General features: G+C 63.4%; 12 protein-coding genes. 9 read left to right on the top strand and 3 right to left on the bottom strand.

The genetic code is table 11. From position 1 onward, the window contains the following. Window positions 1-23: 23 nt before the first annotated feature. Window positions 24-1,385 carry an MFS transporter gene (locus tag L9B60_RS00555; protein ID WP_249675070.1) on the bottom strand — a complete coding sequence of 454 codons (1,362 nt, stop codon included), beginning with the start codon at window positions 1,383-1,385 and terminating at the stop codon, window positions 24-26. Window positions 1,386-1,607: 222 nt separating this feature from the next. Here L9B60_RS00555 and L9B60_RS00550 point away from each other — a divergent pair, with 222 nt between their 5' ends. Together L9B60_RS00550 and L9B60_RS00545 are read left to right on the top strand one after the other, a co-directional pair. Further along, window positions 1,608-2,318 (top strand): FadR/GntR family transcriptional regulator, encoded by a 711-nt coding sequence (locus tag L9B60_RS00550; protein ID WP_249675069.1) that lies wholly within the window; start codon window positions 1,608-1,610, stop codon window positions 2,316-2,318. Between the two features lie 238 nt (window positions 2,319-2,556). After that, window positions 2,557-3,684, top strand: coding sequence for a GGDEF domain-containing protein (locus L9B60_RS00545; RefSeq protein WP_249675067.1), 1,128 nt, complete (start codon window positions 2,557-2,559; stop codon window positions 3,682-3,684). Here the strand turns inward: L9B60_RS00545 and L9B60_RS00540 are convergent. Further along, window positions 3,663-4,553 (bottom strand): LysR substrate-binding domain-containing protein, encoded by an 891-nt coding sequence (locus tag L9B60_RS00540; RefSeq protein ID WP_249675065.1) that lies wholly within the window; start codon window positions 4,551-4,553, stop codon window positions 3,663-3,665. The two genes, L9B60_RS00545 and L9B60_RS00540, sit on opposite strands and share 22 nt — an antisense overlap. A 111-nt stretch (window positions 4,554-4,664) precedes the next feature. On the opposite strand from L9B60_RS00540, the gene phnD reads away from it, so the two are divergent. The 7 genes from phnD to phnX all read left to right on the top strand — a co-directional run bounded on the left by phnD (window position 4,665) and on the right by phnX (window position 11,608). Then, window positions 4,665-5,534, top strand: coding sequence for a phosphonate ABC transporter substrate-binding protein (gene phnD, locus L9B60_RS00535; RefSeq protein ID WP_249675063.1), 870 nt, complete (start codon window positions 4,665-4,667; stop codon window positions 5,532-5,534). Further along, the gene (phnC, locus tag L9B60_RS00530) at window positions 5,531-6,328 is read left to right on the top strand and encodes a phosphonate ABC transporter ATP-binding protein (protein ID WP_249675062.1); all 798 of its coding nucleotides are present in this window, start codon (window positions 5,531-5,533) and stop codon (window positions 6,326-6,328) included. The genes phnD and phnC overlap by 4 nt, the downstream gene beginning before the upstream one ends. Beyond that, window positions 6,328-7,149, top strand: a complete 822-nt coding sequence (gene phnE / locus L9B60_RS00525; protein WP_249675060.1) for a phosphonate ABC transporter, permease protein PhnE — start codon at window positions 6,328-6,330, stop codon at window positions 7,147-7,149. The genes phnC and phnE overlap by 1 nt, the downstream gene beginning before the upstream one ends. Before the next feature lie 150 nt (window positions 7,150-7,299). Continuing rightward, window positions 7,300-8,391: an iron-containing alcohol dehydrogenase PsrA gene (psrA, locus tag L9B60_RS00520; RefSeq protein WP_249675058.1), complete on the top strand. Its 1,092-nt coding sequence runs from the start codon at window positions 7,300-7,302 to the stop codon at window positions 8,389-8,391. Between the two features lie 104 nt (window positions 8,392-8,495). Further along, window positions 8,496-9,791: an MFS transporter gene (locus L9B60_RS00515; protein WP_249675056.1), complete on the top strand. Its 1,296-nt coding sequence runs from the start codon at window positions 8,496-8,498 to the stop codon at window positions 9,789-9,791. 41 nt (window positions 9,792-9,832) lie between these two features. Then, window positions 9,833-10,708, top strand: coding sequence for a LysR substrate-binding domain-containing protein (locus tag L9B60_RS00510; RefSeq protein WP_249675054.1), 876 nt, complete (start codon window positions 9,833-9,835; stop codon window positions 10,706-10,708). A gap of 72 nt (window positions 10,709-10,780) precedes the next feature. Beyond that, window positions 10,781-11,608 (top strand): phosphonoacetaldehyde hydrolase, encoded by an 828-nt coding sequence (gene phnX, locus L9B60_RS00505; protein ID WP_249675053.1) that lies wholly within the window; start codon window positions 10,781-10,783, stop codon window positions 11,606-11,608. Window positions 11,609-11,620: 12 nt separating this feature from the next. Here phnX and L9B60_RS00500 read toward each other — a convergent pair whose 3' ends face one another. Beyond that, window positions 11,621-12,736 (bottom strand): FAD-dependent monooxygenase, encoded by a 1,116-nt coding sequence (locus L9B60_RS00500; protein WP_249675052.1) that lies wholly within the window; start codon window positions 12,734-12,736, stop codon window positions 11,621-11,623. Window positions 12,737-12,883: the final 147 nt, after the last annotated feature.

The following is a 12,883-nucleotide window of genomic DNA, read 5'->3' as shown; positions in this document are numbered from 1 at the left end:
TTATTGTCCTTGTTCACGAGTATTCAGTGCGACTTGCCGAGCACGGCGTGCGATGGCGCGATAGGGGTATTGGGTGCCGCAGGCTTGGGCTGGGTCTTGGCGAAAAACACCAGGATCGCAGCCAGCACCGAGGTGCCGGCCAGGCCATACAGGCCGCCCTGAATGGAGCCCGTGCTCTGCTCCAGAAAGCCGAAAGTGGCCGGGGCGACAAAACCGCCCAGGTTGCCGATGGAATTGACCAGGGCGATCACCGCCGCGGCGATGCGCACGTCCAGGTAGCCTTGGGGGATGGGCCAGAACAGCGACGAGGCCGACTTGAAGCCAATGGCTGCGAAGCACACCGCCACGAAGGCGAAGACGGGCCCGCCGGTGGTGGACAGGAACATGCCCGCCGCCGCGATCAACAGCGCCGTGGCCACCCAGGCCTGCTGGAACTTGAACTTGCCCGACAACGAGGCGAAACCGTACATGGCAACGATCGAAATAAACCATGGGATGGAGTTGAAGAAGCCCACTTGTATGTCGCTCAAGTCGCCCATCTTTTTGATGATGCTCGGCAGCCAGAAAGTGGCGGCGTAAATGGTCAGCTGGATGCAAAAGTACAGGCCGCAAAACAGCAGGATCTGGCCGTCCTTGAGCAGTTTGCCAAGGGTCGGCTTGACCGTGCTCAAGGCTTCACGTTCGCGTTGTTCCTGGTCGATGGCACCTACCAGGGCATCTTGCTCTTCACGGCTCAGCCAGGTGGCGTCGTGGGGCTTGGAGTCCAGCCAAAACCACACGAAAAAGCCCAGTAGCACCGAGACCAGGCCTTCGATGGCGAACATCCACTGCCAGCCGTGCAGGCCCAGGCCTTCGATTTGCAACAGCGCGCCCGACAGGGGCCCGGAAATCAACGAGGCCACGGCCGAGCCGCTGAGGAAGATGGCAATCGCCTTGCCGCGCTCGGCACTGGGCAGCCAGCGGGTAAAGTAGTAGATCACCCCGGGGAAAAAACCGGCTTCTGCCACGCCCAGCAACACTCGCAGGACATAGAAGTGGGTCTCGGTTTGAATGAACGCCATCAGCGTGGCGACGATGCCCCAGGTAAGCATGATGCGGGTCAGCCAGATTCGCGCACCCACCTTTTGCAGCAGGATGTTGGACGGCACCTCGAACAGCGCGTAGCCGATGAAGAACAGCCCGGCGCCCAGGCCGTAGGCGGCCGCGCCGATGCCCAGGTCATGCTCCAGGTGCGTGCGCACGAAGCCGATGTTGACCCGGTCGATGTAGTTGACGATGAACATGATGACGAACAGCGGGAGCACGTGGCGCTTCACTTTCGCCACGGCGCGGATCAGGACCGGGTCGCTGGGTGCGATGGCAGACGGACTGCTGGATGGATTCAATTCAACTCTCCCACTGATTGTTTTTATGCGGGTTGGCGAGTGACGCGGGTGATGGCGGCACTGGCGTTGACAGTCATCATACAACCTGTTTTTTCCAGCTGTAAATGGGGTTTATCAATTAATTTAGAGTTTAGATCGTAGTTGTCATACAAGCTGTGGTGTGCGCGGGAATGCACGCAGAGTGGTAAGCTTGCCGCAGCCTTTTTGTGTGGATGGCACAGCATGCACGATCAAACCGCCGCGCCCCTGCGCAAGCGTTCCAACAGCCTGGCCCATGACCTGGTGCAGGTACTGACGCAAAACATCGAACTGGGCCAGCTTGCACCCGGCCAAAAGCTGCCTTCGGAAACCACCCTGGTGCGCGAGCATGGCGTCAGCCGCACGGTGGTGCGCGAGGCATTGTCCAAACTGCAAGCCTCCGGTTGGGTGGAAACCCGTCACGGCATTGGCACCTTTGTGCTTGCGCGTGAATCGCAGCTGGGTTTGCGCCTGACGGTCGACACCGCCGCCAACGTGCGCCGCGTGCTGGAGTTGCGCATGGGCCTGGAAGTGCAGGCGGTGGCGCTGGCAGCGGTGCGCCGCAGCGACAGCCAACTGGCCCACATGCGCCAGGCGCTGGACGATTACCAGGCGTCCCTGGCCAATAACGACAGTTGCGTTGAGGAGGACAAGCGCTTCCACCAACTGATCGCCGAGGCCACCGGCAACAGTTATTTCACCGAAATCATGCAGCACCTGGGCAATGCGATGATCCCGCGCACCCAGGTCAAGGGCGATGAGCGCGGCGGCGCCGACTTCGCCCACCTGGGTTACTTGGCCAATCTGGAGCACGAGGCCATCCTCAATGCCATCGGCAAGCAAGACCCGGACGCCGCGCGGGCGGCGATGGTGCTGCACCTGACCAACAGCCGCGACCGGTTTTCGGGAAACTGACAGCTCGTTAGGTTTCATGGTTATGAACGTTCCCCCACCCTGTGGGGCGGATTTATCTGCGAAGGTCCCCCCCCCGGTGCTCCTGACACACCTAGGCGACCTTTTCGCGGATAAATCCGCTCCTACAAGGCGAATGGGCCGAGAATGCAGAGGGCGTTGATGGGTTTCAGTTGTCCCCCCTAGTAGCAGGGTGCCACAATCGCCGTTTGACTCTGTATTCCACCCTCAGGCGGCTCACATGGACTCCGGTGCACCTCGGCAGGACCAGGATTTTTCAATCGCGGGGCAGGTGCGCACCGACCAACTGCATCAACTGTTTCGCCAGTCGGTATCGGCGGTGTTGGGCAGTTACCTGGCGGCGGTCATGCTCAGTTGGCTGTGCTGGGAGCGTCTGGACCCAGACGTGGTGGTGACCTGGATCGGCCTGTTGACGGCCTCGACCTTGCTGCGTGTGTCGATGTTCGTCGCTTATTTTCGCAGCCCCGAGGCAGAGCGCACGCCGCATCGCTGGGAATGGCGATACTGGGCCACGCTGGCCCTGTCCGCTGCTATCTGGGGTGTCGGCGCGCTGGCAGTGATGCCGCCCGATGACCTGTTGGCCCAGGCACTGGTGATGCTGTTCACCGTCGGCATGTCGGTCAGCGCCGTCAGTTGCTATTCGGCCTACCGGCACATGACGTTGGTGTCGATCGCGCTGGTGCTGTTGCCGTGCACCACCTGGCTGCTATTCCAGCACTCAGTGATTCAAGTGGGCATGGCCTTGGCGGTGCTGGTGTTTGCCTCGTTCGTCAACCGCGCCACCCGCAAGCTGTCCGATGCCTTGGAGCAGGCCTACCGCCTGACCCGTGAAATGGAGCACGCGCACCGCCTGTCCACCCATGCTGCGCAAACCGACGAGCTCACGGGCCTGAAAAACCGCCGGGCGTTTTTCGAGCAGGCCCAGCAGTTGTTTCATGACTGCAAGCGCAACCAGGTGCCGCTGTGCGCACTGATGCTGGACATGGACCATTTCAAGCACATCAATGACACCTACGGCCATCAGGTTGGCGATGAGGTGCTGCGGCAAATCGGCGGGGTGATCAGCACCTCGTTTCGCAAGGCCGACGTCTTCGGCCGGTTGGGCGGCGAGGAGTTCGCGGTGTTGCTGCCCGACACCTCCATCGAGGTGGCCCTGGCCATCGCCGAGCAACTGATCCAGACCATCGCCGGCCTGCGCACCGAGCCGGTGCAAAACCTCACCGCCAGCCTGGGTGTCGCGGCCACTGACATCCGTGATCGCGACTTGTACAACCTGATGAACAACGCCGACAAGGCGCTTTACCAGGCCAAGGCCTTGGGGCGTAATCAGGTGGCCGTGGCGGTTTGACGCCTGGCGCTGGCGGCATGGGTGGCGGCGGCGAACGAGGCAATGATCTGGCTGGTGCCGCGCTCGGCCAGGTAATACAGGTAGGTGTGGGTGGTAACCGGGTCGCCGGCCAAGCGAATGGCCTTCAGGTGCGGGTCGGGGATGAACTCGGCCTGGGACACCGCGCCCAGGCCGATGCCGCGGATCACCGCCTCGCGCAACGCTTCGCGGCTGCCGATCTCCATCACGCGGCGCGGCGTCACGTCGTGCTCGGCCAACGCCTTGTCCAGCGCCAGGCGGGTGGTGGAGCCGGTTTCCCGGCTCAACAGCGGCTGGCCTTGTAGCGCCTGCAGCGGCACTTCGTCAAAGCGCGCCAAGGGGTGGTCGACGTTTACGAACAGGATGACCGGATGGCTTGCATACAGGTGCGTGCAAAACGCCGGGTCGTCATGAAGGCCGGCCAGCACGCCGACGTCGGTCACGTAGTTGGCCAGGTCTGCCAATACCGTCGCCGAGTTGCCGATGCGTATCGAGATGTCGATCTGCGGGTACGCGCTGCGGTAAGCATCCACCATCTCGATCACGTGAAACGGCCCCACTGCGCCGATCTTCAACTGGCCGCGGTTGAGCTTGCCGCAATCGCGCAGCAGGTTGAACGCTTCCAGCTCCAGCACCCCCAATTGCTGGGCAATGGGCAGCAACTGCCGGCCGGCCGCCGACAGTTCCAGGCGCCGGCCGCGGCGGTGAAACAGTTCCACGTTGTAGTCGCGCTCCAACACCTGGATTTGCGTGGTCGCGGTGGGCTGGCTGATGCCCAGGGCGCGGGCACCGGCGCTGAAGCTGCCGTGGCGCGCCACCGCCAGGAAGGTGCGTAGTTTGGTCGTGGACATCCATAGCTTCCATCAATAGTTTTGTCGGTAATTGCATATTGAATCGATAGCGTGACTGTCACGTGACACTTCTAGGTTAGGGGCACCTCCACCCACCTTGCCGGGAATGCCATGAAACCTATCGCCCATTTGCTGCGTCTGGCCAGCTTCAGCCTGCTGCCTTTGCTGGTCACCCCCCTTGCCAGCGCCGAGGAGGTGTTGCGCATCGGCCTGATTCCTTCCGAAGATTCGCAATCGATGATCCAGAGCAGCCAGCAGGTGCTGGCCCAGCTCTCGGAAAAACTCGGCATGCCGGTCAAACCCTTCGTTGCCACCGACTACAACGGTGTGATCGAAGCGTTACGCGCCGGCAAGCTGGACGTGGCGTACCTGGGTCCGTTTTCCTACGTGCTGGCCCACCAGATGGCCGGCGTGGATGCGTTCGCCGTGGCCGTCACCCGCAAGGCCGGTACCAGCGCTTACCACAGCCAGATCCTGGCGCGCAAAGACAGCGGCATCAACACCCTGGCCGACCTCAAGGGCCACACCTTCGCCTTTGTCGACCCCACCTCGGCCTCTGGCCACCTGTTCCCCAAGGCGGGCCTTGAAAGCGCCGGCTTGAAGCCGGACACGCTGTTTTCGCGGGTGATATTTTCCGGCTCCCACGATGCCAGCATCCTGGCAGTGGCCAACCACAAGGTCGACGCCGCCGCGGTGGCCGACCGTATTTTTGCCGCCGCGGTGGCCCAGGGCCTGGTCAAGCAGGACGACTTCCAGGTGGTCTGGTCGTCGGCCGACATTCCGGAGTCGCCGATGGTCTGGCGCCAGGCGCTGGACCCCGCGCTCAAGCAGAAGCTGGCCGCCGCCATGGCTTCGATCAAGGATGTGCCGTGGGGCGACCAGGGCATGCTCAACGGCTTCCAACCGACTACCGATGCGGCCTACGACGTAGTGCGTAACACCGCCACCGTGCTCAAGGTCGACCTGCGGAGCCTGAAATGATCCGGGTGCGGCAACTGACCCAGCGCTACGGCGACAACCGCGTGCTGCGCGGCATTGACCTGCAGGTGCAGGCCGGTGAATTCGTGGTGGTGCTGGGGCCGTCCGGCGCGGGCAAGTCCACCTTGTTGCGCTGCATGAACCGCCTGGCCCAGGCCGACAGTGGCGAGCTGGTGATCGCTGGCATCGACGCCATGCGCCGCGACCATCAACGCCAGCTGCGCCGCCAGGTGGCGATGATTTTCCAGCACCACAACGTGGTGCCACGCCTGTCGGTGCTCAAGAATGTACTGACCGGGCGGCTGGGCTCGGTGCAAACCTTAAGCTCGGTGTTGCAGCTGTTCAGCCGCACTGACGTGGAATTGGCAATGAGTTGCCTGCGCCACGTGGAACTTGAACACAAGGCGTGCGCCCGCGCCGATTCGTTGTCGGGCGGGCAACTGCAGCGGGTGGGCATCGCCCGTGCGCTGGCGCAGCGGCCCAAAGTGATTCTGGCCGACGAGCCGGTCGCAAGCCTGGACCCCAAGACCGCCCGGTTGGTGATGCAGTACCTGCGCGACGCCACTCGGCAACTGGGCATTACTGTGGTTTGCAACCTGCACCAGGTGGACCTGGCCTGCGAATTTGCCGACCGCATCGTCGGCCTGGCCCATGGCCGCTTGGTGTTCGACGGCGGGCCGCAGGCGCTGGACGAGGCGGCGTTGGCACGTATCTACGCCACCGCCGACCCGCTCACTGCGGCAGACGTCGGGGCGCTGCCTGCGCCTGTGCAATGGATGACGGAGGGGGCTGCCTGATGAACCTTGAACAGCGTTATCAATGGCTGGTGAATACGCCGGACTCCTCGCGAGGCTGGCTGCGGGTGGTCAGTTTGCTGCTGATTGCGGCGTACGTGTTGCACTGGAGCGCCCAGGGCGCGCAGTTGAGCCTGAGTGAACTGAGCCAGGGCTTGCCGCAGATCGGCGACTTTATCCAGCGCTCGTTGCCGCCAGACCTGAGCATCCTGCCGGCGCTTTGGCAGCCGGCGCTGGAAACCTTGCAGATCGCCCTGTGGGGCACCTTGCTGGGGATCGTGCTGGCGGTGCCGCTGGCCTTCCTGGCGGCGCGCAACCTGCAAGGCAACCGCTGGCTGTACGCCGGCACCCGGCAACTGCTCAACGTTATCCGCAGCATCAACGAGTTGATCCTGGCCCTGGTTTTTGTCTCGGCAGTGGGGCTTGGGCCATTCCCCGGCGTGCTGGCGCTGGCGCTGCATGGCGTGGGCATGTTGGGCAAGTTCTTCGCCGACAGCATCGAGGAAATCGACCAGGGCCCGATCGAGGCGCTGCAGGCCACCGGTGCACGACCCTTGCAGGTGATCGTGTTTGGCGTGTTGCCGCAAGTCATCACCGCCTGGATCGCCGTGGTGCTGTATCGCTTCGAAGTCAACCTGCGCTCGGCCACGGTGCTGGGCATGGTGGGGGCGGGCGGCTTGGGCTTCGAGCTGATCAGTAGCCTGAAGCTGTTCAAGTACCCCGAGACGGCCAGTTGCATCATCGTCATCACGGTCATGGTGGTGCTCGCAGACCTGGTGTCCAGCCAACTGCGCCGCCGTATCCAAGGCGCCCATCGCCACTGACTTCATGGAGCCCTACTTTTGAACAGCGCCTCGTTGGGCCAGCAGCCGTGTATCGGTTTGGCCGATGCAAACACACAATCAATCGATTTGAGCAAAACCTCGAAGGCCATGACTATGACCACACCCCACAACAACAATAAGGGAAACATCATGCCTGCTCATTTCCATAACCCGGTGGTGACCTGCTTCGGCAGTGGCAGCCTAAGCCAGGTGCGCACGCTCACCGAGGGCCAGACGGTGGCCTTGGTGACCTTCCCCGAGGCCCGCGGCCTGGGCCTCGTCGACCAGGTGCAGGCGTTGTTGGGCGAGCGCCTCACGTACGTGGTCGAAGACGTGCAACCCAACCCCGACGTCGCCCAGTTGCGCGGCACCTACCAGCGGTTCTGGGCCGAGGCCGGCGAGTGCGACGTGGTGCTGGCCCTGGGCGGTGGCAGTGCCATCGATACCGCCAAGGCACTGATCGTGGGCACCGAGTCGGGCCAGTTCGATGAGCTGCTGGGGCTCTTGGCCTTGGGCAAACCCTTTGTGCCGGTGCGCAGCAAAACCCTGATCGCGGCGCCCACCACCGCCGGTACCGGCAGCGAAGTGACCCCTTGGGCAACGATCTGGGACACCGAGCAGCAGAAAAAATACTCCTTGCAGCTGGACTGCACCTGGCCGAAAGCGGCCATCGTCGACCCGGACCTGATGCTCACCGTGCCTGCCGGGGTCACCGTCTCGACGGGGCTGGATGCGCTGTCCCACGCCCTGGAAGCGATCTGGAACGTGAACGCCAACCCACTCTCCGACACCTTCGCCACCTCTGCCATCGAGGACATTTTGGACTGCCTGCCCAAACTTCGCCTGGACCTGGGCAACCGGGCACTGCGCGGGCGCATGGCGCTGGCGGCGCTGAAGGCGGGCATGGCGTTCTCCAACACCAAGACCGCGCTGGCGCACTCCATTTCCTACGAAATGACCTTGCGCCACGGCCTGCCCCACGGCATTGCCTGCTCGTTCACCTTGCCGTTGGTATTGGGCCTGGCCTGGGGGCGCGACAGCGCGCGCGACCAGGCGCTGCAGAAGGTCTTCGGCCCCGACCAGCAGCAAGCCCAGGCACGCCTGCGCGACTTTCTGCACAGCCTGGGGGTGAAGACCGAATTTGCCGACTACGGCGTCGCCGACGCTGAGGCCCAAGCCATGATCGCCTACGCTCTACAGGGTGCCCGTGGCAAAAACTTCATCGGCGCGCACGCCGCCTGAAGCCCTGCGGGCGACCCTACGGTCGTTCTGTTTCCTGTTGCACCGATAAAGAGTGCCGGCTCCCTGGCTGCGGCCAGAGGGCGCGTACAAAAAGGAAAAACGCCATGAATCATACCAATAGCCTGTCAGGTGTTGCCGTACCGATGTCTGCGTTTCGCGTGGCCCAGTGGCGCATGCTGCTGGCCGCCATGTTCTGCTACCTGTTTTTCTACACCGGCCGGCAAACCTTCGGGTTTGCCATCCCCGGCATCCAGGCTGAATTCGGCTTGACCAAGGAAACCCTGGGCTGGGCCTCCAGCGCCATGTTGTGGTCATACGCTGTCGGCCAGGCCATCAACGGCAACCTGGCCGACAAGTTTGGCGGGCGGCGCATCATGACCCTGGGCGCGGTGCTGTCGTGCGCGGCCAACTGGACCACCAGTTTTGCCGGTGGCTTTGGCAGCCTGATCCTGCCCTGGGGTATCAACGGCTATTTTCAGGCGCTGGGTTGGGCGCCGGGCAGCCGGTTGATTTCCAACTGGTGGAGTGCCGGCGAGCGCGGCCGGGTCTACGGCTTCTATGTGTTTGCCGCCGGCTGCGCCTCGGTGCTGTCCTACGTGACCTCGGTGGTGGTGCTGGAAGTGTTGCACCTGGAATGGCGCTGGATCTTCCGCCTGCCGGTGCTGCTGATGCTGGCAGGCGGCATCACCTTCTACCTGGTGGCCCGCGAGCGGCCGCAGGACCTGGGCTTCGAACCCCTGGCCGACACTGGCGTGGCCAATGCCGAAGACAAGGCCCACGAAGTTGCCCATGAGCAAGAAGAGACCTCGGCGCAGCGCTACAAGGCCGTGTTGAAAAACGTGCGGTTGCTGATTGCCGCCGTGTCGCTGGGCTTTCAGAACGCCGCGCGCTACGGCCTGATCGTGTGGGTGCCGGTGCACTTTCTCGGCGCCAACTGGCAGAAAGGCGAGAGCTGGGTCGACCCCAAGTGGATCACCGTGGCGCTGCCCGTGGGCATGGCGATCGGTGCCCTGAGCAATGGCTGGGTGTCGGACAAGCTGTTTGGCTCCAAACGCTACCTGGCAATCATGCTGTACATGTTCCTGGGTGCGCTGACCAGCCTGTGGATGTGGAGCCTGCCGGCTCACAGCCCGGTGGGGCTGATCGCGCTGTTTCTGTGCGGGTTCTTCGTCTATGGCCCGGCGTCCAGCTTTTGGGCCTTGTGCCCGGACCTGGTCGGCGCCAAACGTGCCGGTACCGCCACCGGGGTGATGAACTTTTCCTCGTACCTGTTCGCAGGCCTGGCCGAGCCCTTGATCGGGCGCATGCTTGACAGCACCGGCAATACTTCGCTGATCTTTATCGTGGTGACCTGCAGTTGCCTGTGCAGTGCCTTTGTCGCGTTGTTCGTCAGGCGTTGAGCCTGGGTCCACACTGATAAAAAAGCGTTCGGGAAGCCCTTATGTATCAGTACCACAAATGGTTGCGCTCGTTTCACGCGGTGGCCAAGACGGGCAGCTTCACCTTGGCCGCGCAGTACTTGTGCGTGGGCCAGCCCACGGTCAGCGAGCAGGTCAGCGCGCTGGAAAAGAAGTTCTCCGTGGAGCTGTTTCACCGCAATGGCCGGGTGATCCAGTTGAGCGCCGCGGGGCATAAGCTGTACGAGATCACCCAGGGCATCTTTGGCCAGGAAGATGAAGCGGTGCAGCTGTTGCAGCGCTTCAGCCAACGCAAGGAAGGTATGTTGCGCATTGGCGCGGTGTCGCCGCCCATTGCCATGAGCCTGACCTACGCCTTGATGCAACAGTACCCGGAGGTCGACTTGGAGCCCTCGTTCACTTCCGAGGCGCAAACCCTGGAGCGGTTGTACAACTTCGACATCGATATCGCGATCCTGGCCTTGTCCTCGTTTGATCATCGCTTGAGTGCAGGGCTGTATCGCACCTATCCGATCCTGGCCGTGGTGCGCGACGACCATCCCTGGGCCAGCCGCAGCGCGATCAGTATCCATGACATCGGCGGCCAACCGCTGGTGCTGCGCGAGCCGGCGTCGCGCACCCGCCAACTGGTGGAGGAGGGCTGCCTCAAGCACGGCGTGGCGCTGAACTGCGTGATGCAACTCAACAGCCGCGAAGCGATCGTGCACGCGGTGGTGCAGGGCATCGGCATCGGTTTTGTGGCCGCGGTGGAATACGCCGACCAGCCGGGCACCACGTCGGTGCCCTTCATCGAGCAGCCGTTTCACATCCGCTACTTCCTGTGCTGCCTGGCGGTGCGACGCAACCGTCCGATCATTGCGCAATTGCTGGACGCCTGCGGCCCGCCGCCAGACGCCTGAACCGTAGTTTTTTGCCCGTGCCTTGGGTGCAAGGGCGGGCCTCACTCATCCCTATGAAACTGGAGTAACGCTATGAATTACCAAACCCCTGATCGCCTGCAAGCGGTGGTATTGGACTGGGCCGGCACCGTGGTCGACTTCGGCTCGTTCGCGCCCACGCAGATCTTTGTCGAGGCCTTTGCCGAGTTTGGCGTGGCGGTGTCGCTGGAGGAGGCGCGGGGCCCCATGGGCATGGGCAAGTGGGACCACATCCGCACCCTGTGCAACCAGCCGCAGATCGCCGAGCGCTATCGCGCAGCGTTCGCTCGCCTGCCCAGTGACGATGATGTGACGGCGCTCTACAACCGCTTCATGCCCTTGCAGATCGAGAAAATTGCCGAGCATTCGGCGCTGATCCCCGGTGCCTTGCAGGCCATTGCCCAGTTGCGCGAGCAGGGGCTTAAAATCGGCTCTTGCTCCGGCTACCCGGCCGTGGTGATGGCCAAGGTGGTGGAGTTGGCGCGCAGCAACGGCTACGTCGCCGATCATGTGGTGGCCACCGATCAAGTGCCCAACGGCCGACCCTACCCGGCGCAAGCCCTGGCCAATGTGATCGCCCTGGGCGTGGACGACGTGGCCGCCTGCGTGAAGGTGGACGACACCTGGCCAGGCATCCTGGAGGGGCGCAAGGCAGGCATGTGGACCGTGGCACTGACCTGTTCGGGCAACGCGCTGGGGCTGACTTACGCGCAGTTCAAGGCCCTGCCGGCCGAGGCGTTGAGCCTGGAGCGCGAGCGCATCAGCCAGATGTTCGAAGGCTCGCGCCCGCACTACCTGATCGACACCATCGCCGACTTGCCGGCGGTGATCGACGAGATCAACGCCCGGCTGGCACGGGGCGAGATGCCGCAAGGTAGCTAAGGGGGCAGGCGTTTAGATCGCCACCGCCCAGGCGTCATAGCCATACACCCAATCGCCATTGCCACCGTCCTTGAGCCACTGGTTGCCGCGCGAGCCGATCTGGATGCGGCTCGCGCGGTCCAGGCGTGCGGCCTGGTAGCGCGCCAAGGCGCCGTCCAGGTCGGCGCCATCGGCCAGCGCTCGTGCCAACACCACACCATCCTCGATCGCTTGCCCCGCGCCCTGGGCCATGAACGGCATCATCGGGTGGCAGGCGTCACCCAGCAGGGCCAGGCCATTGGCCGCCCAGTGGGGCAGGGGGTCGCGTTCGTACAGGGCGGTCTTGAGCACCTCGTCGCAAGCGCTCAGCAGGGCGCGGGCATCGGGGTGAAAATCGGCATACTGCTCGCGCAGTTCATCCACACTGCCCGGCGTGGTCCAGCTTTCCAGGTGCCAGCTGGCTTGGGCGGTGGTGGCGAAAATAAAGATGTCTTCGCCACGGTTCAGCGGGAAGGTCACGATCTGGCTCTGTGGGTTGGGCCCCCACCATTTGGTAAAAGCCTGGATGTTCGGCACTTGGGCTACGCTTGCGGCCGGCACCACGGCGCGATAGGCCACCACCCCGGTGAAGCGCGGTTGCTCGGCACCAAACATCGCCGTGCGCACGGCCGAGTGAATGCCGTCGGCCCCCACCAGCAAGTCGAATTGGGCACGGCTGCCATCGGTGAACTGCACGCAACGCCCCTGGGCATCGATCACTTCGGCGCGTTTGCCGAACTGGATGCGCTGCAGTGGGAACGCGGCGGCCAGGGCGCTGAGCAAATCGGCGCGGTGGATGGTCAATTGCGGCGCGCCGTATTGGCGCTCGGCAGCGTCGGCCATTTCCAGGCGCGAAGTTTCTTCGCCACTGTCCCACAACCGGCTGATGCGGTGGGTGGGCCGCGCGGCGCGTTCACGGATCGCCGGGCCCACGCCCAGGCCGTCCAGGGCCTTGACCGCGTTGGGGGTCAGGTTGATGTCGGCACCCACGCGCATGAACGCCTTGGCCTGTTCGAACACCTGCACGTCGTGGCCGGCGCGCAGCAGGGCGATGGCCGCACACAGGCCGCCAATGCCCGCGCCGATGATGCCGATCTTGAGTGGGGTCATGGTCACAAACTCGCTTGCTTGAGGAAGGTAGCAAGTACCGTGCACATCGAATGCCATTAATTCCGTTTAACAGGAATTAATTTATTCGTTATAAAAATCAATTGGTTAGTGTGTTTCGTGGGCGGATCAACAGAGGGAATGATACAG

Origin of the sequence: Pseudomonas abieticivorans, from assembly GCF_023509015.1 — a bacterium.
Classification (GTDB): Bacteria; Pseudomonadota; Gammaproteobacteria; order Pseudomonadales; family Pseudomonadaceae; genus Aquipseudomonas; species Aquipseudomonas abieticivorans.
The sequence above is the reverse complement of the archived record's forward strand: the minus strand, read 5'-3'. Positions and strand labels throughout refer to the sequence as shown.